This is a genomic window from Streptomyces sp. NPDC006544, assembly GCF_040611715.1.
GTDB lineage: Bacteria > Actinomycetota > Actinomycetes > Streptomycetales > Streptomycetaceae > Streptomyces.
Map to the genome: position 1 here is coordinate 32781 of NZ_JBEXOV010000047.1, position 18778 is coordinate 51558.

The window sequence follows — 18778 nt, forward strand, 5'->3', positions numbered from 1 at the left end:
CGGTCACGGCACTAGCCGTCCAGGACGGCGGCCCGTACGCACAGGACGTCGGGGAGGTGTTCGGCCAGCAACTGCCAGCTGTCCCCGTCGTCGTGGCCGGCGTACAGCTCGCCGTTGCGGTTCCCGAAGTAGATTCCGGCCGGGTCCGCGTCGTCGGTGCAGAGCGCGTCCCGCAGTACCGTCCCGTAGTGGTCCCCGGTCGGCAGGCCCTGCGACAGCGGCTCCCAGGTCTCGCCCGCGTCCCTGGTCCGGAAGACGCGGCAGCGGTGTTCCGCCGGTACCCGGTCGGAGTCCGCGTTGAGCGGGAAGACGTAGGCGGTGTCCGGCCGGTGGGGATGGGCGGCCACCGCGAAGCCGAAGTCCGAGGGCAGCCCGGCGCCGATGTCGGTCCAGCGGGCGCCGGCGTCGTCGCTGCGGTAGACGCCCCAGTGGTTCTGCAGGTACAGCCGGTCCGTGTTCGCCGGATCCTGGGCGATCTTGTGCACGCACTGGCCGAATTCGGGATGCGGGTCCGGCAGGAACACGGCCGACACCCCGCTGTTGGACGGGGTCCAGCTGGCGCCGCCGTCCCTGGTCCGGAACACCCCGGCCGTGGAGACCGCCACCGTGACCAGGTCCGGGTCGCGCGGGTCGGTGATCACCGTGTGCAGGCCCTCGCCGCCGCCGCCCGGGACCCACTTGTCCCGGGTCGGGTGCTCCCACAGCGGGCGGACCAGTTCGAAGGACTCGCCGCGGTCGGCCGACCGGAACAGCGCGGCCGGCTCGGTGCCCGCGTAGACCACGCCGGGGGCCTCGGGGCCGGCCGGGTGCAGCTGCCAGACCCGTTCCAGGGAGGCTCCGGTGTCCTGGGGGAACTTCACGGCGGCCGCGGCCGGCTCCTGCCAGGTCGCGCCCAGGTCGTCGGAGGTGAAGACGGACGGACCCCAGTGCGAGCTGTCCCCGCCGACCAGGAGCCGGGGCGTGGGTCCGCGCCGGTCGATGGCGACCGCGGAGATCGCCTGGGCGTTGAAATGGGGCCCGGCGAACTCCCACGTACCGGCGGTGTCCCGGCGGCCGATGAACAGTCCTTTGCGGGTCCCCGCGAGCAGTAGCACGTCGGTCATGGCCGACACCTCCGGACGTCGTTGTCCCTTACGGCGGTTGTGGGGCCAGTCTGCACCCGGCCGCTGACAACGGCCCCGTGGCGCCGTCCCGACACGGCGGCCGCCCCTTGGTACGAGAACTCTCGTAGTACGAGGAGATCCATAGTATGATGACACTCGTACTAACCCCCGGACCCCCGGACCCGTGTCCGGCGACGACTGGAGAGCCCTCGTGAGCACTGCCGCCACCACCGTCCCCGCCGCCTTCACGGCCCTCTTCGCGCCCTACACGCTGCGTTCGGTGACCATCCCGAACCGCGCGTGGATGGCCCCGATGTGCCAGTACAGCGCCGAGCCCGACGGTCCGGCCGCAGGTGTCGCGAGCGAGTGGCACGTCGCGCACTACGCCGCCCGCGCGGTCGGCGGCGCCGGCCTGCTCCTGCAGGAGGCCACGGCGATCTCCCCCGAAGGCCGGATCTCCCCGTACGACCTCGGCATCTGGAACGACGCCCAGGTCGAGGCGCTCCGCCCGATCACGGCCTTCGTCAAGTCCCGGGGAGCCGTCCCCGGAATCCAGATCGCCCACGCCGGCCGCAAGGCCTCGGCCGAGAGCCCCTGGAAGGGCGGCCGGGCGATCGACCCGTCGGCACCGCACGGCTGGCTCCCCAGCGCCCCGAGCCCGCTGCCGTTCCACGAGGGCGACCCGGTGCCCCACGAGCTGACGGCCGCGGAGATCCACGAGATCACCGGCCAGTTCGCGGCCGCCGCCCGGCGCGCGCTGGCCGCCGGCTTCGAGGTCGTCGAGATCCACGGCGCCCACGGCTACCTGATCGGCCAGTTCCTCTCCCCGTACAGCAACGAGCGAACCGACGAGTACGGAGGCTCCTTCGAGAACCGCACCCGCTTCGCCCTCGAGGTCGTCGACGCCGTCCGCGCCGTGTGGCCCGAGGAGCTCCCGCTGTTCTTCCGGATCTCCGCCACCGACTGGCTCGAGGAGGCGGGCTGGACCGCCGACGAGACGGTCCGGCTGGCCGGGCTGCTCCACGAACACGGGGTGGACCTGCTCGACGTCTCCAGCGGCGCCAACTCCCCGCACGCCCGCATCCCGGTCGGCCCCGGCTACCAGGTCCCCTTCGCGGCCCGGGTCAAGGCGGAGACCAGCCTCCCGGTGGCCGCCGTGGGCCTGATCACCGAACCGGTGCAGGCCGAGAAGATCCTCGCCGACGGCGAGGCCGATGCGATCCTCCTCGGCCGCGAGCTGCTCCGCGACCCCTACTGGGTCCGGCGGGCCGCCGCGGAACTGGGCGCCGAGCTGCCCGCGCCCGACCAGTACTCCCGGGCCTGGTGAACGGGGGGCGGTCCGGGCCGTGTTCTCCGGGAGTCTCGTACGCTGTGCCGGAGGACGGGCCGCCGAACCGGGCGGCCGCAACCGGGCGGGGCGAGGGAGCGAACATGACGGACACGGCCGGCACCCGGACCCTTGCCCATCCCGAGCGCGCCGAGATCCGGCTGGAAGACGTCCTGCAGGCCCTCGCCGACCCGATGCGGCTGTGCGTCGTGCGTGAACTGGCCGCCTCGGAGGTGGAGCAGGCCTGCTCCTCCTTCGCGCTGCCCGTCACGAAGTCGACGACCACGCACCACTTCCGCGTCCTGCGCGAGAGCGGCGTCGTCCGCCAGTGCTACCAGGGCACGGCCAAGATGAACGAACTGCGGCGCGACGACCTGGAGGCGCTCTTCCCCGGGCTCCTCGACGGCATCCTCGCGGCCGCGGCAGCCGAGGAGTCCCGCCTCCGGGCCGAGGGGTAGCGTCCGGTTCCCGGCCGGGGCAGGTCCCCGGCCGCGGTCCCGGGCCGCGGCCGAGGCGACGCCCGGGGCCACGGCCTCGAGGATGCCGTCGAGGCCGAGGCGCGGGTCAGCCGGCCCGGTCCGCCGCGGCCAGCAGACCCTCCCAGTCCGGGATCTTGACGGAGCGCCGGCCCAGGGACCGGCCCAGCTCCGCCTCCGCCGTCTCGATGGCCAGCCACCCCGGCCATTCCACCGGGCGCAGCCCCGCCGCCCGCAGCGCCTCCAGGGGGTCCCGCTCCCGCTCGCGCCGGGCCAGCGTCCCCGCGTCCTGGAGCAGGGACGAGACCGTCTCCTTCGCGCACGGCCGGTTGGTGCCGATCACCCCGGTCGGGCCGCGCTTGATCCATCCGGCCACGTACTCGCCGACCGAGGCGCGCCCCGCCCGGACCACCCGGCCCCCCGCGTGCGGGACCGTGCCCTTGCGCTCGTCGAAGGGCAGGCCGGGCAGCGGGACGCCCTGGTAGCCCACCGAACGCAGCACCAGCTGCGCCGGAACGTCCTCGTAGGCGCCTGTTCCCGTGACCCCGCCCCGGCCGTCGGGGGCCGTCCGCTCGAACCGCATCCCGGTGACCCGGCCGCCCTCGCCGAGCACCTCCACCGGGCGCAGGAAGAACCGCAGCGCGATCCGCCGCTCCCCGCCGGCCGCCGGGCCGCCCGCCCAGCCCCGCAGCACCTCCACGTTGCGGCGGTTCACCGCGGGCAGCGCCGCGCCCGGGTCCGCGTACGCCGGGTCGACGGCCAGTTCCGCCGGGTCCGCCCGTACCTCCACCCCCGGGAGCGTGCCCAGTTCCCGTAGCTCCTTGGTGGTGAACTTGCCCTGCGAGGGCCCGCGCCGGGCCACCATCTGCACCTCGCGCACCGCGCTTTCGCCGAGTGCGCCGAGCGCCGGATGGGGCATGTCGGTGGGGGCCAGCTCCGGTACGCCACGGGCCAGGATCCGGGTCACGTCCACCGCGACGTTCCCCGCCCCGACCACGATCGCCGCGTCCACCCCCGGCAGACCGAAGGCCTCGGCGGCCGCGTCCGGATGCCCGCTGTACCAGGCCACGAAGGCCGTCGCCGAGTGCACGCCCACGAGGTCCTCCCCGGGGATGCCGAGCAGCCGGTCCCGGGCGGCGCCGACGCAGTAGACCACCGCGTGGTACAGCTCCAGCAACCGGGCGGTGGACAGTCCGGGGCCCCCGACCTCGACGTTCCCGAGGAAGCGGATCCGCTCGTCCTCCAGCACGGTCCGCAGGCTGCCCTGCAGCGATTTGATCTTCTCGTGGTCGGGAGCCACCCCGTACCGCACGAGTCCGTAGGGAGCCGGCAGCCGGTCGAGCACGTCGACCCGTACGCCGGGGACCTCACGCTGCTGGACGAGTGTCTGTGCGGCGTAGACCCCGCTGGGGCCCGAACCGACGACGGCGATACGAAGCACGGTGGAGCTCCTCACGCAGGTGCTCCCAGCATGACACCGGGCCCCGGGGACCGGCAGTCCCCGTGCGCATCCGGCGGAGGTCGGGGGCGCCGGGAGGGGCCGGAGGAGGCCAGAGGGTCCCGGGCGACCCAGGAGCCCAGGAGCCCAGGAGCCCAGGAGCCCAGGAGGGGTCAGGAAGGGTCGGAGGTCCGGTGCGGTCCAGCGGGGTCAGCGGGGTCCGGGTCCGACGGGGTCTGACGGCGTGAGGGAAACGATCCGCCGGGCGGTCCGCCCTCCGGCGGGAACCCGAGCTCCCAGTCCAGCCCGTACCGCTGGAACAGCTCCGCCCGCAGCCGCGACGCCGGCATCGGCGCACCCGGCAGCAGCACCGCGATCACGGCGCCCATCAGCAGCGCCCGCAGCAGCGGGTAGTCGGTGTCCACCTCCGCCGAGCCGTACCGTTCCACGGTGCCCCGCAGCAGCTCCGCGAGCCGCTGCTGCTCGGCGCACTGGACGAAGCCGTCCGCCTGGAGGATGCCCGCCATGTGGGTCCGCATCAGCCGCGGCTGGTCCCGGGCCAGCCCGAGGACGGCGTCGATGGCGCGCGCGAGCCGCTCGCGGCCGTCCTCGGTGCGGGGCTCCCGCTCCAGTGACGCCTCCAGCGTGAGGTGCATCAGCCGGTGCACGGCGGACTGCAACAACTGGCGTTTGCCCGGAAAGTAGTACGAGACCAGGCCCCGGGCGGTACCCGCCCGATCGGCGATGTCCCCGAGCTTGGTGTCCTCGTAGCCCCGGTCGGCCACCAGCTCGACCGTGGCCTGCAACAACCGTTCCCGGGAACGTCTCCGCAATTCTTCATTGACCGATGCGCTGCGCGGGGACATGCTTGCTCCTGCGTTGACTGGCTCTGAGCCAATATACTCAGCGCGTGGGAAAGTCTGCTCTGGGCGACGCGGGGGATCGCCCAGAGCAGGCCCCGTTTGTACCACCAGCCCCACCAGGCGCTGTGAGCACGGCGAGGGCCACCAGGACGACGCCCAGCAGCCAGCCCGCCAGGACGTCCGAGAGCCAGTGGACGCCGAGGTAGACCCGGGTGAAGCCGACCCCGAGGACCGTCACCGCGGCGAGCGCCGCGGCCGTCCACGCGAACCTGCGGGGGGCACCGCGCGGAACCAGCCACAGCAGCAGACCGCAGACCACCGTCGCCGTCAGGGCGTGGCCGGACGGGTAGGCGGAGTAGTGCGCCGTAGCGATCGGATCCGGCCACACCGGACGCTCCCGGCCCACCAGTGCCTTGAGCCCCTGCTGGATCGCGGCGGCGCCCAGGATCACCAGCGCGATCCGCAGCGCACACCGACCCCGGCCCCGCCTCCACAGCCATAGACAGGCCACCGCGGCCAGGGCCCGCATGGTCCAGGGGTCCCAGAACCAGTCGCTGAGCACCCGCGCCACGTGGGTGAGCCCGGGGTGGGTGACGGCGTGGGCGTGCAGATCCCGCGCCACCCGGCCGTCGAAGGACATCAACGGCCCCCAGCGGGCCACCACCAGGGCCGTCAGGACGGCGAGGGCCACCGCTGCGCCCAGTGCGGCTGTGCGCAGCGCGCGGCCGGTCCGGTTCCACGGCCGCAGCTGATCACTCCGCATGCGTAGATCCTCGCACCGGCCGGCGGCGTCGCGGGCCAGGCGCCACGTGGACGGCCGGTGCCCGGTCCGGCGGCCGGTGCGGCGCGGTCACGGCATCCGGCCGGTCACGGAGTCGGCCGGTCACGGCATCAGGCGGGCACAGCGTCAGACCGGACGCGGCACGAGGCCGGGCACAGCGTCAGACCGGACGACTCAGGCGAGCGCGCTCAGCCCGGGGCCGAAGGCCACCAGCAGCGGGACCGCCGGCGCCAGCGTCGCCAGTGCCGTCAGCCGCATCCGGCGGCCCGCCGTCAGCCGGGGAGCGGCCGACAGCAGGCGCCGTACCCGCTGAGGGACGTGGGCCTCCGGATCGGTGTACTGGCCGAAGACCCCGCGGTCCTCGTTCAAGCCGATCAGGGCCAGGGCGATCGTGAGGCGGCCGTACCGCCGCGAGGCCGCGTCGTCGGCGGCCAGCTCCACCAGCCGGTGCATCTCCGTCTCGAACGCGGCGAAGACGGGGACCTGCGGGAACCCGTTGGACAGGGCCCGTGAGCAGTGCAGGAGCCAGTCGTGCCGGGCCGCCGCGTGGCTCTCCTCGTGCGCCAGCACCGCGTCCAGCTGGCTCCCCTTGAGCCGGTCCAGCGCCGCCGTCGTGACCACCAGCTGCGGGGTCGGTCCGGGCAGCCACCAGCTGTCCGGGCGCTGCCCTTCCAGTACGACGAGCCGTGCCCCGGTGGCTTCCTCGCCGGGCAGCAGCGGGGCGCGGAGCAGCAGTTCGGCGTCCTGTGCGCGCCGCCGGGCGCGGGCCCGCAGGACCTCCCGGGCCAGCATCGCGCCGGTCCACAGCCCGCCGCCCGCCAGCGCGAGGGCGGTGCCGGTGGCCCAGGCGCCGCCCGCCGCGCCGAGCGCGTAGGCGTCGACCACCCGGTGCGGTGCGACGGCGAACAGCCGTCCCCGGACCTCCTGCCAGGCGCCGGCCGCGCTCAGCAGCATCGACAGCGCGAAGCACAGCAGCACCGCGCCCACCACGCATTGCCACGCCCACAGGGCCACGACGGGTTCGCGCTCGGTCCATTGGGCACGGCCCAGCAGGCGGGGTGCGAGCATCGCGGTCAGGGCGCCGAGCAGCAGGAGAACGGCGGGGACCATCATGGCCCCAGCCTATGAGCGGGGGACTACCTGCGGGTACGGTCCGGGTGAAGGGTGATGGAGCACACGTTCGCGCCGTGCGCGCGGGAATCACATCATCAGCAGCATCGCCAACATCCCCATGGCCATGGTCAGTCGGCAGGCCTTGATCACCTCCGCGGGGCCGGCCGCCGCGGCCGGGTGCGCGGAGGCCCCGCCTTCCCCCACGGCGGCCAGTCGGGCGCCGCCCAGCACCACGTACCCGGCGTAGTAGACGAGCAGCAGCCCGGTCAGCAGCGGCAGCCCGGCGCCCTGGGCGTGGTCGTGCCCCTGGCCCGCGGCGGCCCCGCTCCCGGCCGCCAGCGCCATGTACACCATGGTCAGCGAGCCGATCAGATGGTGCGCGTGGTGCAGGCCGCCGCGCAGCAGCCAGGCCGCGTGCAGGGCCGCGCCGCAGAAGACGGCGCCGAGCAGCGGCGTCTGCCAGCCGCCGCCCGTGCCCAGCGGCACCGCCATCAGGGCCATGCCCAAGCCCATCACCGCGTCCCCGGCGGCCGCCGGACCCCCGTCGGATCTGCCGGACCGCCACAGGCAGTACGCGCCGCTCACCGCGCAGAGCAGGACGAGGAGCCAGCCGGACACGGCGGAGGAGGGGGAGAGGGGCATGGCGGGACCGTGCACGGCGGAACCTCCCGGTTCGTCGGCTTCACCGGAAGAGATGCCCCCGTCGCACGGCCCGCACGCCGCCCGGAGATAGTCTCTGTGTGCCGTGCACGGCCTGCGTGGACGGCCCCGCACGCACCCCGTACGTCATCCCGGACCTCATTCCGGACGTGCCGTCCCGCAGAACGGAGCCCCCGATGCCGAGCGCCGACTCCCAGGCCTTGACCTTCCGCAGTGCCGTGGAGGCGGACATCCCGGCGCTCGTGGAGCTGGTCGAGTCGGCCTACCGCGGGGAGTCGAGCCGCGCCGGCTGGACCACCGAGGCGGACGTGCTGGACGGGCAGCGCACGGACGCGCGGGGCGTCGCCGGGATCGTCGCGCACCCCGACGGCATGCTCCTCGTCGTGGAGCGCGCGGGCGAGCTCGTCTCCTGCTGCCACCTCGAACACCGCGGGGACCACGTCTACTTCGGGATGTTCGCGGTCCGCCCCGGCCTGCAGGGCGGAGGCCTCGGCAAGGAGGTCATGGCCGAGGCGGAGCGCCGCGCACGCGAGCAGTGGGGTGCCAAGGAGATGCGGATGACGGTGATAAGCGTGCGGGAGGAGCTCATCGCCTACTACGTGCGCCGTGGCTACGAGCGCACAGGCGAGATGAGCCCCTTCCCGTACGGGGACGAGCGCTTCGGCGTCCCGCTCCGCCCCGACCTGGCCTTCGAGCTGCTGGTCAAGACGCTGTAGCCGGGGCGCCGGCGGCAACGGGCGGCTCAGGCGGTGAAGCGGCCCGTGGAGCGGATCTCCGGAAAGTCGGTGACCACGCCGTCGAGGCCGAGGGCGCGCGCGAGACGCAGCCGCTCGAGGGAGTTGACCGTCCAGCCGATCACCCGCAGCCCGGCTTCGTGGATCCACTCCACCGTGTCCAGGTCGAGCCGCGAGATGTCCAGGGCGAGCGTTTCGGCGCGCACGGCGAGCGCCCGGTCGACGAGGTTCCTCCGGGCCGCCTCGGGCCGGTCCGCGTAGAGCACGGTGCGCAGGCCCGGCACCAGCCGCACCATCTCGTCGAGCACCTCGTCGTGGAACGAGGCCACCTCCACGCGGCCGGTCAGATCGCGGCCCCGCAGCAGCTCGGCGAGCACGGCGGCGACACCCACGTCCCGGACCTGGACCTGGAGCGGTGTCCTGACCGCGTCCAGGGCCTCCTCCAGGACGGGTACCCGCTGGCCGTCCCCGGCGTCCAGCTCGCGCAGTTCGGCCAGGGTCAGGTCGGCGACGGCTCCCGAGCCGTCGGTGGTCCGGTCCACCTCGGCGTCGTGCAGGACGACGAGGGCGTTGTCCTTGCTGAGTCGCAGGTCCAGGGCGATGACGTCCATGCCGGAACGTTCCGCTCGCGCGAACGACCGCAGGGTGTTCTCCGGTTCGACACCCATGACCCCGCGGTGACCGATGGTGAGGAAAGTCAAGGTTCTCTCGCTTCCGTCGACGGCGGCTCCCGCGCGGTCGCGGTGTCCCGACCGGCCGCGCGCGGTGAGGACGCATGCTAGTGCGCCGCGCGGGCGATGAGACCGCCCGTGCAGGGGCCCCGCAGCCCCCTCGGGCCGCTTCCGGCCGGGCCTGTGGGGGCTGCGGAGCCCCGGGCGGGGTTCGCGGTGTCACCCGGGCGTGGGCGCGTCCTCGCCGCCTTGACGTCCCTGGCCGTCGCCGGCCGCGGCCGGTGGTCCGCCGAGCTCCGCCAGGTCCTCCAAGAGCGCCCGGGTCAGCTCCAGTTCGGCCAGATGCTGCCGCTCGCTCCAGCGCAGGGCCAGGGTCGGGAAGGCCCAGTCCGCCACCTCCGCCGCCTGCGCCACGGCCTCCCGTACGTCGGCCAGCTCCCGCGTGGTGCGCTCCATGTGCGCGGTCACCATCGCGTGCAGCCGCTCGGGCTCGGCCAGGTGACCGAGCCAGATCCGCAGCAGCAGACCGTGCTTGAGCACCGGGGGGCCCGCCTCGGCGGTGTCGCCGGCCCAGCCGGCCAGTGCTTCGCGCCCGGCGGGAGTGATGCCGTAGAGGCGCTTGGCCCGCACCTCCTCGGGTCCCGAACGCTCGGAAGCCACGTGGCCGAGCTCCTCCAGGCGGCGCAGTTCGGCGTAGATCTGGCTGATGGCGGGCGACCAGTAGAAGAAGCGGAGGGAGGAGTCCGCCCACTTCTTCAGTTCGTATCCGGTGCGCTCGCCGGGGAAGGACAGCAGGCCGAGCACCGCCCACGCGGTGGGCGGAAGCTCTTGCTTCTTCGGCTTCTGACTACTAGTCATATTCCTAGTAGAAATAAGGCCGGGTACGGGACGCAACCCTGGAGGCATCGTGAAATTCTCCGTGATCTTCGAAGCTCAGCTCGCCGACCCGACCGTGGAACGGGAGCACCAGGTCATCCACGACTGCGTCGAGCAGGCGGTCCTCGCCGAGCGGATGGGGTTCGACCGGATCTGGGCCGTGGAGCACCACTCGCTGAAGTGGTACGCCCACATGGAAGAACAACCCCAAAAACGGGCCCGACCTGCTCTCGAACCCCACTGCCACTACCCAGTGGGAAACAACTGGGAGTCGATCTTGACGGCGCCTTCCCATCGGCTCTGCTGAAGGCCGATCCAACGGGCTTGCAGCGTCTCCATGATGCGCCTCTCCATCAGCGGTGTCACGTTGCTGTACACGCCCTCGACGCCTGGCAGCTCGTGCCCCTGACGGGCCTCTACCGCCACGCGCGAGTGACCGTCCTCGTCGTTCCACTCCTTGTGTCCGTGACGCAACAGGTAAAGCCGCTTGCCCGCGTAGGAAGGCACGGCGGGCAGGGCGGGGCGAGGCTTTGCCACCCGCGGCCCGTCATGCGCCTCTGCCCCGTCTGCTGCCGGTCGCCAATATCGGTAGTCGAAGTTGACCGAGCCCATGCTCCCGCCTTCAAGTGCAGGGAACACCCAGTCGCTCTCATGTGAAGCCAGCAACCGAGCCAGCATGGATGCCAGAAAGTCAGGGATCACCAGCGTCCGGTATGACTGGTACTTCGGGGGCAGCAAAGTGAGCTTCGAGTTCACGTACTGGACTTGATGCTCCACCCGGATGGCAGGCATGGAGTTGTCGGCGCCGTAGCGTTCGGCGGACTCTTCGCGCTGCTCCCGGTCGGGATCCGAGGCCGGCCAGGCAGGCCAGCAGTACTCGCGACGGAGTCCGTAGAGCTCCGCAGGGCGCATTCCGGTCATGGCCATCGTCCAGATCAGAGAAGATCCGGACGGTCCTAGGTGGCACTCAGTGTTCCTGGCGAGCTGGTCGACGGCCTCGATGGCCATCGGCCGCTTCTTCTCCTTGACCCGCCGCTCGTACTTCCCTCGCCGCGACTTACGCTCGACCGGGGAGGCCTTCCTGAGTTCAGCCTTGACTGCGTCGTCCATGACCATGCTGAAAACCATGATCACATTGTCCGCGCTCCGTTCCTTCAGGACTGAACGGACCTTTTTGCTGAAGGCGCGGAACATCATCACGTCGATTTCCGCGACGGATTTCCTTTTGAAGAACGGGCGAATGTGGTTCTCGATCAGCGACTTGTATGAGACGAGAGTCAGGTGGTCTACCGAGATGGAGTCGATCCAGGTGTCCAGCCACTGAGTCATCGGCGTTGAGCCGTCGCGATTCGTGACATTGATGCCGTGGCGGATCTCGTAGAGCTTGTCCTGGCCATGCTGAAGCGCCGTGTCCTCGTCGGTGAATCCGCCTTTGGACTCGTAGCGCTTGCGCCCGTTCTCGTGGTACTCGCCTGTCCACCACTTCACACGGCATGTTCCGCCGCGCCACTCGACGTAGACATGGGGGGTGTTGGCCATGGCTCACCAACTCTCTCAGGGTTCGGGGGCCGGCGACCCTGGGCCGCCGGCATCCCGTCAGGACGTCAGATTGTGTGCCGAGCCGACCTGACAGCCGCGGCACTCAGTGCAGTCCGTTCCCTGTGTACCCATCATCTCGAGGATCCGACGGCGCTTAGCCGGATCTTCGAGGGAGGTGGGCGGCAGTACGCACACCAGCTCTCCAGCGACCTCTATCGCCTGCCCGTCAAATGACGGGCCGAGGTCGAGAGTGATGACCTTGCTCATAGGTCCTCCCCGTGCTTTGGAGAACCTCCCCGGGCTTTCGCGTAAGCCTTCCACAGTGAACGCTGTGATGTCAGAGGGTAGTTAAAGATTCACAGGTTACGAACTGGTCACGCCCAAAGGGTTGTACGTGACGCACGGCCAATTATGAAGCTTTCGGCAGGATGCCCCGCCTGCGCAGTTCGTTCATGACCTCTTCGTTCAGCTCGCGAATCTCGCGCACCGTCAGGTTGGACGTGGTTGCGATGGCGGCGCTCTGCACGGCTTCGCGGAACTCGCCCTCGAGCCACTCCGTCGGGACTCTCGAGATCGAAGTGTCGTCGGCGGCCGGCCCGGACAGCACCTCGACTGGGCTTTCGCCCGCAGTGATGCTCTCAGAGCTGCCGGCCGCCCAGCGCAGGATGGACTCCATCTTCGCGTAGGTGCCGTCGCGGACGGGTTTGCCGTCCTCCACGCGCTGCCACGTGTCTTTGGAGATGCCGGCGGCAGCCGCGGCGGCCAGCCGCGAGGGGTACAGCTCGAGTCGGCGGGCCTTGACGGCTTTCGCCAGGCGGTCCAGATCACGCGTCATGGGGCCATCTTCGCAGGACCGGCTAGGGCCAGCTAGGTCCACCGGCTAGAACGGCCGAAATGTTAACGCGAAAAGCCCAGGTCAGGCTACCTCGAGCTTGCTCACGGCCTATCTAGCCCTAACTCACGCCTAACTAGAGCTAGACAGCAAGGCTAGCTAGGTCTAGCTTTGAGGCATGCACCAACCCCCAACCTTCGAGGTTGACGGGACGGCAATCCGCAAGGCCCGCATGCGTGGCGGACACGAGATTTCCGAGCTGGCGAAGGCGGCGGGGATAAGCCGCCGCTACCTCTGCCACCTGGAGAACGGAACCCGCAGACGCATGAGGCCGAGCAGGTACGCCGCACTCCGCGCGGCCTTGAACTCGACCGACGACCGGCTCCTTGCGGCACCGAGGACCACAACACCTGAGGAGTGACATGCCGAGCGACAAGTACCTCCGGTACGGCCTGGCGGTACCGCCCGATGACCCCAACCAGGAGTACATGACGGTCCAGGAGACCGCGTACACCCTCAAGTGCAGCGTCGACACCATCCGTCGCCTGCTCAAGGAACTGGGACTGCACAGTCGGCCGGGCCGCCGCATCATCACCGACAAGGCCGACCGGCAGGCGCTGCACCGGGCGCGCCACGCGGGCCGCAAGACGACTCGCCGTAAGCCGCTCGCCTCTGCCGCTTAGCGGCTATGCGGCCCCGACCGCCGGTTTCTTCCCGGTCCCCGGCCGGCCAGGGCCTATCGATCCGCCCCTCACCTGCACCTACATGCAAGGAGAAGAGGACCCGTGTCTGACATCATCGCCGGTGATCCGGCCCCCACCAACCCCGCGAGCTCGCTGGACGACCTGCTGGCTGTCTTCGAAGTTGCCGGTCTCTCGCCGAACGCGGCGCACGTCGTCGCCCGAGGCTTCCTGTCCCGCCACCGCGTCGAGGTGCTGGCCGAGGCCGTCAAGGCTGCCAACGCCGAGTACGAAGAGCAGGACGCGATTGCGGAGCGCAGCCCCTACAACGAGGGCGTGTCCGACGCCGTGTCGGCCCTGTACCGCCTCATCGGCGGCGGTGAGTCCCGTGGCTGACCTCCTCCCGCTCGACACGTCGTCCCCGGCCGTCGCCGAAATGCCCCGCCCGTCGGACGGCCGGTACACGCCGTCCGTGGAGGAGCTGGTCCGCCAGGCTGCCGCCGCCCAGCACTTGGCTGAGGTCGCCGCCAAGGCCAAGAAGGCTCCCGGTGACTACGTGGCACACGGCCTCGACCTCGAGTGGCACCACCAGCTCGACGACCCGGCCGTCCCGTACAGCCCGTACCTCACCGTCGGAGGCCAGTCGTGAACAAGTCCCCGGCTGTGATCCTCGCCGACGCGGTGGAGATCCTGCGCCGCAACGGCCACTTCAAGGGCGGCTATCACTCTCCCGAGGGTCACACTCCCGAGAACGAGCGTCCCGTCTGCGCCCTGGGCGCGATCCTGATCGCTGCCGAGGGTGAGCCCATCCCCGAAATGCCTGGCGTATTCGGTGTCGACGCGTATGAGGCAGCGAAGACCCTCGCCCGGGCAATCACCTCCAGCGTGGTCGACGACGACCCGATCGAGCGGATCGCGGACTGGAACGACAACGCGGACCGGACCCCCGGCGAGGTCATGCAGGCCATGGCCCGCGCGGCTGAGGAGTGGGCGGCATGACCGCCCCGATGCCGCAGCTCGCGGATCAGGAGACGGTCGCGCTGATCACCGTCGAGGACGAGTTCGCCCGCAGGGCTGCCGGCTTCAAGCCGTGGACGATCGCCGAGTACCTGGACGCGATCGAGGCCGTGCACATCCGCTTCAACCGGCTCCGTCACTTCCAGCAGAAGGCGGTGGCGTGATGACCCTCCGCCGTGCCCGTTGGCTGACCGGCCTCGCCGCCGCCGCCTCGCTCCTGCTCCTCGCCCTCGGGCGCCACATCCAGACTTGGGAGACCCGATGAGCCGCAGCTTCAAGTACACCTGCCCCAACGGTTCGGTCATCACAGGCGACGCCCTGACTGACGCCTACGACGGCCCCGTGATCTGGCTCCAAGCCGACGGACACATTCCGCTCAACCGTCTGGAGGAGTTCATCGAGGCCCTGCGTGTCATCAAGGCAGGTATCTCCGATGGACGCTGACCCCCGCCTGACCGCTACGTGGCGCGTCGTGGAGTGCAACGACGGGTTCCGCGAAAACTGCCCCTGCATGATCGTGACCGGCATGGGCGACGACATTCAGTACGTGGCCGACACCGCGATCCCCGAGGTCGCCGCCCGCATCGTCGCCGACCACAACGAGGTCATCGCCCTCCGCGAGCAGCTGACCCGGATGGGCCTGGCCTGGACGTCCGCCCGCGAGAGGGCCGCCGCCTACGGCGAGGGCATCCTCCGCGTGGTCGCGGACCGCGAGCTGTGGCAGGGCTGGACGAGGACAGCCGAGGCGGAGGTGGTCCGCCTCCAGTCGCTGCTCGCCGAGCGGGACGAGCAGATCGCCGGACTCCTCGCCGACGAGGTCGACCTCAGTGACGACCAGGCGGGAGTCCCCGCATGAGTCGCCTCCTCGTCGAAATCGACGGCCAGACCGTGCCGCTCACCGACTGCTTCTGGGTCCGCGTCGACAAGAGCGGCTGCGCTTACGGCTCGATGGTCGGCCACGCGGCAGCCACCCCGGAGCAGGCCCACCGAGAGTTCGCTCCCCGAGCCCGGGACCGCGATCGCGATGTCCGCCAGGGCTACACGATCCGGCTCCTCACCCGCGAGCAGTGGCGGCAGCAAGCGCAGCCCTGCTTCCTCGGCCAGTGCGTGCACCGGAAGGCGGCAGCCTGATGAGCCACCCCGTCATAGACCGGGTCCGCCAGCGCACTCGCGGCAACGGCCGGCACCGTGCCGCCGACGAGGTCTTGCGGTTGCGTGCCCAGAAGGACGTGCTGCTGCTCCTCATCTACTGGCTGCTCGTCCAGCTTGCCCAGGCTGCCGTGAAGGCCAGCCGCTGCTATGTAGCTGAGGAGCAGGCGGTCGAGGCCACGCGGCGGGTCAAGGAGCTGGAAGCCGAAGTGACCGCACTGACGTCCGCGCTTGCCAACGCCCTATCCGTCTCCGACCTCAGTCAGCACCCGGCGGTCACGGAAACGCAGCCCCTCCCGGTCGTCGTCCTGCCGCTGCACCTCTCGCCGCTCGCCAGCCCGAGCCTCTGATCCCGTCCGCCGCCGGATGACCAACGGCCGACGGCGGACGACCCAACCACAGCCCCGGACGGGCGACCAACGCCCGCCCGCGGCCGACGACACCCTGAATTCGAAAGCGAGTGCCATGAGCACCGAACTCACCACGGCAGGCGGCAGCCTCGCCATCCGCCCCGAACAGACCGTCTGGACCGCCGAACAGGCGGCCGTCCTGCGGCAGTCCGGCATCAGCGAAGAGGCCACCAACGCTGAACTCGCCGGCTTCCTCCACCTCTGCCAGCGCACAGGCCTCGACCCGTTCTCCCGCCAGATCTACCTGATCGGCCGCAAGGACCGGCGCGCCGGCCGCACCGTCTTCACCCCTCAGACCGGCATCGACGGCTACCGCGTCATCGCTCAGCGGGTGACCGCACAGATGGGCGGCAGCTACGGCTACGAGGACACCCTGTGGTGCGACAAGTCCGGCAACTGGCGGGACGTCTGGCTCGACGACGCGCCTCCGGCAGCCGTGAAGGTGACCGTGATCCGCAACGGAGCCAGGTTCTCCGCCGTAGCCCGGTTCTCCGAGTACGTGCAGGCGAAGATGCCCGCCGGACAGATCGCCAAGTGCGGTGAGGCGTTGGCCTTGCGGAAGGCGTTCCCTCACGACCTGGCCGGCGTGTACACGGCTGAGGAGATGGCACAGGCCGACAACCCGACGCCGGAACGTCACCTGCGGACCGTCCAGCCGGGCGAGGCCGATCCGTGGGCGACCCCGACGCCTCAGGGCAACGTGGCAGTCCACGGGCGATCACAGCCTGCGCAGGACTTCACCGACACCGCTGCCGCGGCCACCGACCGAGCCGCTGTACAGGAGATCTACCGAGAGGCGGCTGCCGCCGGACTTCTCGGAGAGACGGTTAAGACCGTCGACCGCGAACTGCTGGAGCTCGGCGCCTACCTGATCGCCCGCGGCAAGGAGCTTGCCGCTCCGGCCCAGGAGACCAGCACGGACGCCGTCATCGAAGCCGAGATCGTGGACGACCCCGTCAGTGCGGCCGAGCAGCAGCTTCGGGCCACCGCCTCCAAGGTCGGACTCGACACCCTCGACGCCGACTTCGAGCAGTCCTACGGCCTCCCCATCGCCCAGGCCGGCGTACAGCAGCTCACCGAGATGACGCAGCTCCTCGGCGGTGCAGCCGCATGAGCGACCTCGCCGAACTCGCCCAGCTCGCATCCGAGGAGTCCTACCTCAAGGCCCTCCTCGACACCGTCAGCGATCGCCTGAAGGGGGTCCGGGCCGACATGCAGGTGGCGCTGGACGCGTCGCCCAGCATCAAGCAGGTCGCCGCCACCCTTCCCGACGGCACCGAGGTAGCGAAGATCTGCCTTACGGACCCCAAGCCCGAAGCCGTCGTCACCGATTCGGACGCATTCCTCGCCTGGGTTCGGGAGGCAGCGCCCAGCGAAGTCGTTCGTCGCGTCGAGGTCATCACCGAGGTCCGCCCCGCGTACCGAGCGGCTGTGCTGGCGCAGATGACGGCGGTCGGCCGGCCGGAGATCTGCGACAAGGAGACCGGCGTCATCGACGCAGTCCCCGGAGTCGAGGTCAAGGCGACCCGAGCCCGCGGCCACTCCGTGCGGTTCGCCAAGGCCGGCAAAGAAGCGATCACCGCGGCCTGGCAGGCCGGGCATCTGACCGCGGTCGTGTTGCCGGAACTGCCCGAAGAGTCCGAGCCGATCCGCTGCTCCCGCTGCCAGGGCGAGGACGGCCCGTTCACCGGCACCGGTCCCGACGCCCTCTGCGACGCCTGCGCCCGGCCCGTTCCGTAGCGGCAACGGGGCCGCTGCCGCCGAAATCGGCAGCGGCCCCACCCCCAGAGTCCCACAGCGAGGAGCAGTCATGACTCCCATCCAGCCCGCCCTCGACGGCACCATCCCCACCCCCAAGACCACCGCCGCGGCCCGCCGAGCTGAGGACTACGACACCTGGCTCGCCGAAGTCTGGCCCGTCTACGCCGCCATCGCAGCCACGGACCGCACCTGGACGTTCGCTGAGATAGCCGACGAGCACCGCCTTCCCGAACCACCCGACAGTCACATGTGGGGGCGTCTGGCGACACGGCTGAAGGAGGACGGCTACACGCGGACCGCCGGATGGACGACCTCCCCGCGGCCGTCGGTCCACCACTCAGGGGTGAGGACGTGGCGAGGTACCGCAGCCGCACGGCGGGAGCAAGCGGCATGAGCGCCTGGGCGACCGTCGGCAGCTGCCTCGCCGGCGCCGTGAGCCTCCTCCTCGCCGCCACCTACGGCTGGGACGCCTGGCACAAGCCCCGCACCACCCGCCGCTTCCAGGCCAGCGCCCGAGCCGCCGTCCGCCACACCGAAGCCGACGTCGCCGAAGACGCAGCCGGCCGCCGCAAGCAGCGCGAAGTCGCCCTCCTCGAAGCCTGGCTCCGAACCCCGTGCCACCCCCGCAACACCATCCCCACCCAGACCCGCCGGACGGAGGAAGACCAGTGATCCGCTTTGACTGGATGAGCAAAGCGCTCTGCGCGCGAATGGACCCCGACGCGTGGTTCAACGAAGACGACGCCGCCGAAGCCAAAATCGCATGCGGCTGGTGCCCCGTCCGCGACCTCTGCAAAGAGTTCGCCGACACCCACGAAGGAACCGTCAGCCGCAAGTACCGCCACGGCGTATGGGCCGGTCAGGGCACCTCGGAACGGGAAGCGCACGACGCCGACCGGACCCCCGAACGCACTCGAAGGGCGGCAGCACTCCGCGATCAGATCCTCGCGCTCCCCGACCTCGAGGCGCACGTCATCGCCGAACGGTTCCACTGCACCAAAGACCACGTCTGGCGTGTCCGCCGCATCGCCGCCCAGCAGCGGGACATGGGGGTGGCGGCATGACCACGCAGCCGTGGGAAGACCTGGCCGTCTGCCGAAACGTCGGCATCGAGATCTTCCACCCGCAGGGCCGCGGCGCCGAACTCGCCGCGGCCGAAGAAGCCGCCAAGGGCATTTGCATCCGCCTGTGCCCGGTCCGCGAGGAATGCCTGCGCCTGGCCCTCGAACGCGAAGGTCACGCCGATCGGTACAACCGCGGCGGGATCTGGGGCGGACTCACACCCCAGGAACGCGCGGCACTTCGCACCGCGGCCTAGCCGACCACCACCCGCACCAGCCAGAGAGAA

The 18778-nt window shown here is 71.0% G+C and carries 30 protein-coding genes and 1 pseudogene; 20 read left to right on the forward strand and 11 right to left on the reverse strand.

The features are described from left to right. Nucleotides 1-11: 11 nt before the first annotated feature. Nucleotides 12-1103, reverse strand: a complete 1092-nt coding sequence (locus tag ABZY44_RS21710; RefSeq protein ID WP_356656211.1) for an exo-alpha-sialidase — start codon at nt 1101-1103, stop codon at nt 12-14. A 211-nt stretch (nt 1104-1314) separates the two neighbouring features. Here ABZY44_RS21710 and ABZY44_RS21715 point away from each other — a divergent pair, with 211 nt between their 5' ends. Together ABZY44_RS21715 and ABZY44_RS21720 are read left to right on the forward strand one after the other, a co-directional pair. Then, nucleotides 1315-2430: an NADH:flavin oxidoreductase/NADH oxidase gene (locus ABZY44_RS21715; RefSeq protein WP_356656213.1), complete on the forward strand. Its 1116-nt coding sequence runs from the start codon at nt 1315-1317 to the stop codon at nt 2428-2430. Nucleotides 2431-2534: 104 nt separating this feature from the next. Further along, nucleotides 2535-2888 (forward strand): transcriptional regulator, encoded by a 354-nt coding sequence (locus ABZY44_RS21720; RefSeq protein ID WP_356656215.1) that lies wholly within the window; start codon nt 2535-2537, stop codon nt 2886-2888. A 106-nt stretch (nt 2889-2994) separates the two neighbouring features. On the opposite strand, the gene ABZY44_RS21725 is transcribed toward ABZY44_RS21720, so the two are convergent. The 5 genes from ABZY44_RS21725 to ABZY44_RS21745 form a co-directional block, all read right to left on the reverse strand. Next, on the reverse strand, nt 2995-4347 hold the full coding sequence (locus ABZY44_RS21725) for an FAD-dependent oxidoreductase (RefSeq protein WP_356656217.1): 1353 nt from the start codon (nt 4345-4347) through the stop codon (nt 2995-2997). 170 nt (nt 4348-4517) lie between these two features. After that, complete coding sequence (locus ABZY44_RS21730) at nt 4518-5210, reverse strand: helix-turn-helix domain-containing protein (RefSeq protein ID WP_356656219.1); 693 nt, start codon at nt 5208-5210, stop codon at nt 4518-4520. 37 nt (nt 5211-5247) lie between these two features. After that, entirely contained in the window at nt 5248-5970 is a 723-nt protein-coding gene (locus tag ABZY44_RS21735; RefSeq protein ID WP_356656221.1) for a phosphatase PAP2 family protein, read from the reverse strand. Between the two features lie 192 nt (nt 5971-6162). After that, nucleotides 6163-7101: a M56 family metallopeptidase gene (locus ABZY44_RS21740; protein WP_356656223.1), complete on the reverse strand. Its 939-nt coding sequence runs from the start codon at nt 7099-7101 to the stop codon at nt 6163-6165. Nucleotides 7102-7188: 87 nt separating this feature from the next. After that, nucleotides 7189-7743, reverse strand: a complete 555-nt coding sequence (locus ABZY44_RS21745) for a DUF5134 domain-containing protein (protein WP_356656225.1) — start codon at nt 7741-7743, stop codon at nt 7189-7191. A 194-nt stretch (nt 7744-7937) separates the two neighbouring features. Between ABZY44_RS21745 and ABZY44_RS21750 the strand changes: the two genes are divergently transcribed. Further along, nucleotides 7938-8477, forward strand: a complete 540-nt coding sequence (locus tag ABZY44_RS21750; RefSeq protein ID WP_356656309.1) for a GNAT family N-acetyltransferase — start codon at nt 7938-7940, stop codon at nt 8475-8477. A 26-nt stretch (nt 8478-8503) separates the two neighbouring features. On the opposite strand, the gene ABZY44_RS21755 is transcribed toward ABZY44_RS21750, so the two are convergent. Both ABZY44_RS21755 and ABZY44_RS21760 read right to left on the reverse strand, forming a co-directional pair. Further along, the gene (locus ABZY44_RS21755; protein ID WP_356656227.1) at nt 8504-9196 is read right to left on the reverse strand and encodes a glycerophosphodiester phosphodiesterase family protein; all 693 of its coding nucleotides are present in this window, start codon (nt 9194-9196) and stop codon (nt 8504-8506) included. A gap of 189 nt (nt 9197-9385) precedes the next feature. Then, a complete protein-coding gene (locus tag ABZY44_RS21760; RefSeq protein WP_356656229.1) occupies nt 9386-10024 on the reverse strand; it encodes a PadR family transcriptional regulator in 639 nt (212 codons plus the stop codon). A gap of 49 nt (nt 10025-10073) precedes the next feature. Between ABZY44_RS21760 and ABZY44_RS21765 the strand changes: the two are divergent. After that, nucleotides 10074-10238: pseudogene (locus ABZY44_RS21765) on the forward strand (LLM class flavin-dependent oxidoreductase); the annotation flags it as partial. A gap of 50 nt (nt 10239-10288) precedes the next feature. On the opposite strand, the gene ABZY44_RS21770 reads toward ABZY44_RS21765, so the two are convergent. The 3 genes from ABZY44_RS21770 to ABZY44_RS21780 form a co-directional block, all read right to left on the reverse strand. Further along, a complete protein-coding gene (locus ABZY44_RS21770) occupies nt 10289-11581 on the reverse strand; it encodes an integrase (protein ID WP_356656231.1) in 1293 nt (430 codons plus the stop codon). 57 nt (nt 11582-11638) lie between these two features. Beyond that, a complete protein-coding gene (locus ABZY44_RS21775; protein ID WP_356656233.1) occupies nt 11639-11848 on the reverse strand; it encodes a hypothetical protein in 210 nt (69 codons plus the stop codon). Nucleotides 11849-11990: 142 nt separating this feature from the next. Continuing rightward, entirely contained in the window at nt 11991-12416 is a 426-nt protein-coding gene (locus ABZY44_RS21780; RefSeq protein ID WP_356656235.1) for a hypothetical protein, read from the reverse strand. 175 nt (nt 12417-12591) lie between these two features. Between ABZY44_RS21780 and ABZY44_RS21785 the strand changes: the two genes are divergently transcribed. The 16 genes from ABZY44_RS21785 (at nt 12592) to ABZY44_RS21860 (ending at nt 18748) form a co-directional block, all read left to right on the forward strand. Continuing rightward, nucleotides 12592-12834 carry a helix-turn-helix transcriptional regulator gene (locus ABZY44_RS21785; RefSeq protein WP_356656237.1) on the forward strand — a complete coding sequence of 81 codons (243 nt, stop codon included), beginning with the start codon at nt 12592-12594 and terminating at the stop codon, nt 12832-12834. 1 nt (nt 12835) lies between these two features. Beyond that, nucleotides 12836-13096 carry a DNA-binding protein gene (locus ABZY44_RS21790; RefSeq protein ID WP_356656239.1) on the forward strand — a complete coding sequence of 87 codons (261 nt, stop codon included), beginning with the start codon at nt 12836-12838 and terminating at the stop codon, nt 13094-13096. Nucleotides 13097-13198: 102 nt separating this feature from the next. Then, nucleotides 13199-13489: a hypothetical protein gene (locus tag ABZY44_RS21795; RefSeq protein WP_356656241.1), complete on the forward strand. Its 291-nt coding sequence runs from the start codon at nt 13199-13201 to the stop codon at nt 13487-13489. Continuing rightward, nucleotides 13482-13742, forward strand: a complete 261-nt coding sequence (locus ABZY44_RS21800; RefSeq protein WP_356656243.1) for a hypothetical protein — start codon at nt 13482-13484, stop codon at nt 13740-13742. Before ABZY44_RS21795 ends, ABZY44_RS21800 begins: the two co-directional genes overlap by 8 nt. Then, nucleotides 13739-14092 (forward strand): hypothetical protein, encoded by a 354-nt coding sequence (locus ABZY44_RS21805; protein WP_356656245.1) that lies wholly within the window; start codon nt 13739-13741, stop codon nt 14090-14092. Before ABZY44_RS21800 ends, ABZY44_RS21805 begins: the two co-directional genes overlap by 4 nt. Beyond that, on the forward strand, nt 14089-14274 hold the full coding sequence (locus ABZY44_RS21810) for a hypothetical protein (protein WP_356656247.1): 186 nt from the start codon (nt 14089-14091) through the stop codon (nt 14272-14274). The genes ABZY44_RS21805 and ABZY44_RS21810 overlap by 4 nt, the downstream gene beginning before the upstream one ends. 97 nt (nt 14275-14371) lie before the next feature. After that, complete coding sequence (locus tag ABZY44_RS21815; RefSeq protein ID WP_356656249.1) at nt 14372-14554, forward strand: hypothetical protein; 183 nt, start codon at nt 14372-14374, stop codon at nt 14552-14554. After that, nucleotides 14544-14966, forward strand: coding sequence for a hypothetical protein (locus tag ABZY44_RS21820; RefSeq protein ID WP_356656251.1), 423 nt, complete (start codon nt 14544-14546; stop codon nt 14964-14966). The genes ABZY44_RS21815 and ABZY44_RS21820 overlap by 11 nt, the downstream gene beginning before the upstream one ends. Further along, nucleotides 14963-15241, forward strand: coding sequence for a hypothetical protein (locus ABZY44_RS21825; protein ID WP_356656253.1), 279 nt, complete (start codon nt 14963-14965; stop codon nt 15239-15241). Before ABZY44_RS21820 ends, ABZY44_RS21825 begins: the two co-directional genes overlap by 4 nt. Continuing rightward, a complete protein-coding gene (locus ABZY44_RS21830) occupies nt 15241-15609 on the forward strand; it encodes a hypothetical protein (protein ID WP_356656255.1) in 369 nt (122 codons plus the stop codon). The genes ABZY44_RS21825 and ABZY44_RS21830 overlap by 1 nt, the downstream gene beginning before the upstream one ends. 115 nt (nt 15610-15724) lie before the next feature. Then, complete coding sequence (locus ABZY44_RS21835) at nt 15725-16783, forward strand: recombinase RecT (RefSeq protein WP_356656257.1); 1059 nt, start codon at nt 15725-15727, stop codon at nt 16781-16783. Continuing rightward, nucleotides 16780-17409, forward strand: a complete 630-nt coding sequence (locus ABZY44_RS21840; RefSeq protein ID WP_356656259.1) for a hypothetical protein — start codon at nt 16780-16782, stop codon at nt 17407-17409. The genes ABZY44_RS21835 and ABZY44_RS21840 overlap by 4 nt, the downstream gene beginning before the upstream one ends. Before the next feature lie 70 nt (nt 17410-17479). Beyond that, entirely contained in the window at nt 17480-17824 is a 345-nt protein-coding gene (locus ABZY44_RS21845; protein WP_356656261.1) for a hypothetical protein, read from the forward strand. After that, nucleotides 17821-18102, forward strand: a complete 282-nt coding sequence (locus ABZY44_RS21850; RefSeq protein ID WP_356656263.1) for a hypothetical protein — start codon at nt 17821-17823, stop codon at nt 18100-18102. Before ABZY44_RS21845 ends, ABZY44_RS21850 begins: the two co-directional genes overlap by 4 nt. Next, complete coding sequence (locus ABZY44_RS21855) at nt 18099-18494, forward strand: WhiB family transcriptional regulator (RefSeq protein WP_356656265.1); 396 nt, start codon at nt 18099-18101, stop codon at nt 18492-18494. Before ABZY44_RS21850 ends, ABZY44_RS21855 begins: the two co-directional genes overlap by 4 nt. Next, nucleotides 18491-18748 carry a WhiB family transcriptional regulator gene (locus tag ABZY44_RS21860; protein WP_356656267.1) on the forward strand — a complete coding sequence of 86 codons (258 nt, stop codon included), beginning with the start codon at nt 18491-18493 and terminating at the stop codon, nt 18746-18748. Before ABZY44_RS21855 ends, ABZY44_RS21860 begins: the two co-directional genes overlap by 4 nt. Nucleotides 18749-18778 lie beyond the last annotated feature (30 nt).

What these genes read in the sequence shown, in the direction of transcription:
- ABZY44_RS21740 (WP_356656223.1), bottom strand. Translation starts at nt 7,101, where the DNA reads ATGATGGTCCCCGCCGTTCTCCTGCTGCTCGGCGCCCTGACCGCGATG.
- ABZY44_RS21820 (WP_356656251.1), top strand. Translation starts at nt 14,544, where the DNA reads ATGGACGCTGACCCCCGCCTGACCGCTACGTGGCGCGTCGTGGAGTGC.
- ABZY44_RS21710 (WP_356656211.1), bottom strand. Translation starts at nt 1,103, where the DNA reads ATGACCGACGTGCTACTGCTCGCGGGGACCCGCAAAGGACTGTTCATC.
- ABZY44_RS21830 (WP_356656255.1), top strand. Translation starts at nt 15,241, where the DNA reads ATGAGCCACCCCGTCATAGACCGGGTCCGCCAGCGCACTCGCGGCAAC.
- ABZY44_RS21730 (WP_356656219.1), bottom strand. Translation starts at nt 5,210, where the DNA reads ATGTCCCCGCGCAGCGCATCGGTCAATGAAGAATTGCGGAGACGTTCC.
- ABZY44_RS21810 (WP_356656247.1), top strand. Translation starts at nt 14,089, where the DNA reads ATGACCGCCCCGATGCCGCAGCTCGCGGATCAGGAGACGGTCGCGCTG.
- ABZY44_RS21825 (WP_356656253.1), top strand. Translation starts at nt 14,963, where the DNA reads ATGAGTCGCCTCCTCGTCGAAATCGACGGCCAGACCGTGCCGCTCACC.
- ABZY44_RS21750 (WP_356656309.1), top strand. Translation starts at nt 7,938, where the DNA reads ATGCCGAGCGCCGACTCCCAGGCCTTGACCTTCCGCAGTGCCGTGGAG.
- ABZY44_RS21860 (WP_356656267.1), top strand. Translation starts at nt 18,491, where the DNA reads ATGACCACGCAGCCGTGGGAAGACCTGGCCGTCTGCCGAAACGTCGGC.
- ABZY44_RS21790 (WP_356656239.1), top strand. Translation starts at nt 12,836, where the DNA reads ATGCCGAGCGACAAGTACCTCCGGTACGGCCTGGCGGTACCGCCCGAT.
- ABZY44_RS21780 (WP_356656235.1), bottom strand. Translation starts at nt 12,416, where the DNA reads ATGACGCGTGATCTGGACCGCCTGGCGAAAGCCGTCAAGGCCCGCCGA.
- ABZY44_RS21745 (WP_356656225.1), bottom strand. Translation starts at nt 7,743, where the DNA reads ATGCCCCTCTCCCCCTCCTCCGCCGTGTCCGGCTGGCTCCTCGTCCTG.
- ABZY44_RS21760 (WP_356656229.1), bottom strand. Translation starts at nt 10,024, where the DNA reads ATGACTAGTAGTCAGAAGCCGAAGAAGCAAGAGCTTCCGCCCACCGCG.
- ABZY44_RS21735 (WP_356656221.1), bottom strand. Translation starts at nt 5,970, where the DNA reads ATGCGGAGTGATCAGCTGCGGCCGTGGAACCGGACCGGCCGCGCGCTG.
- ABZY44_RS21840 (WP_356656259.1), top strand. Translation starts at nt 16,780, where the DNA reads ATGAGCGACCTCGCCGAACTCGCCCAGCTCGCATCCGAGGAGTCCTAC.
- ABZY44_RS21850 (WP_356656263.1), top strand. Translation starts at nt 17,821, where the DNA reads ATGAGCGCCTGGGCGACCGTCGGCAGCTGCCTCGCCGGCGCCGTGAGC.
- ABZY44_RS21845 (WP_356656261.1), top strand. Translation starts at nt 17,480, where the DNA reads ATGACTCCCATCCAGCCCGCCCTCGACGGCACCATCCCCACCCCCAAG.
- ABZY44_RS21720 (WP_356656215.1), top strand. Translation starts at nt 2,535, where the DNA reads ATGACGGACACGGCCGGCACCCGGACCCTTGCCCATCCCGAGCGCGCC.
- ABZY44_RS21775 (WP_356656233.1), bottom strand. Translation starts at nt 11,848, where the DNA reads ATGAGCAAGGTCATCACTCTCGACCTCGGCCCGTCATTTGACGGGCAG.
- ABZY44_RS21815 (WP_356656249.1), top strand. Translation starts at nt 14,372, where the DNA reads ATGAGCCGCAGCTTCAAGTACACCTGCCCCAACGGTTCGGTCATCACA.
- ABZY44_RS21770 (WP_356656231.1), bottom strand. Translation starts at nt 11,581, where the DNA reads ATGGCCAACACCCCCCATGTCTACGTCGAGTGGCGCGGCGGAACATGC.
- ABZY44_RS21785 (WP_356656237.1), top strand. Translation starts at nt 12,592, where the DNA reads ATGCACCAACCCCCAACCTTCGAGGTTGACGGGACGGCAATCCGCAAG.
- ABZY44_RS21835 (WP_356656257.1), top strand. Translation starts at nt 15,725, where the DNA reads ATGAGCACCGAACTCACCACGGCAGGCGGCAGCCTCGCCATCCGCCCC.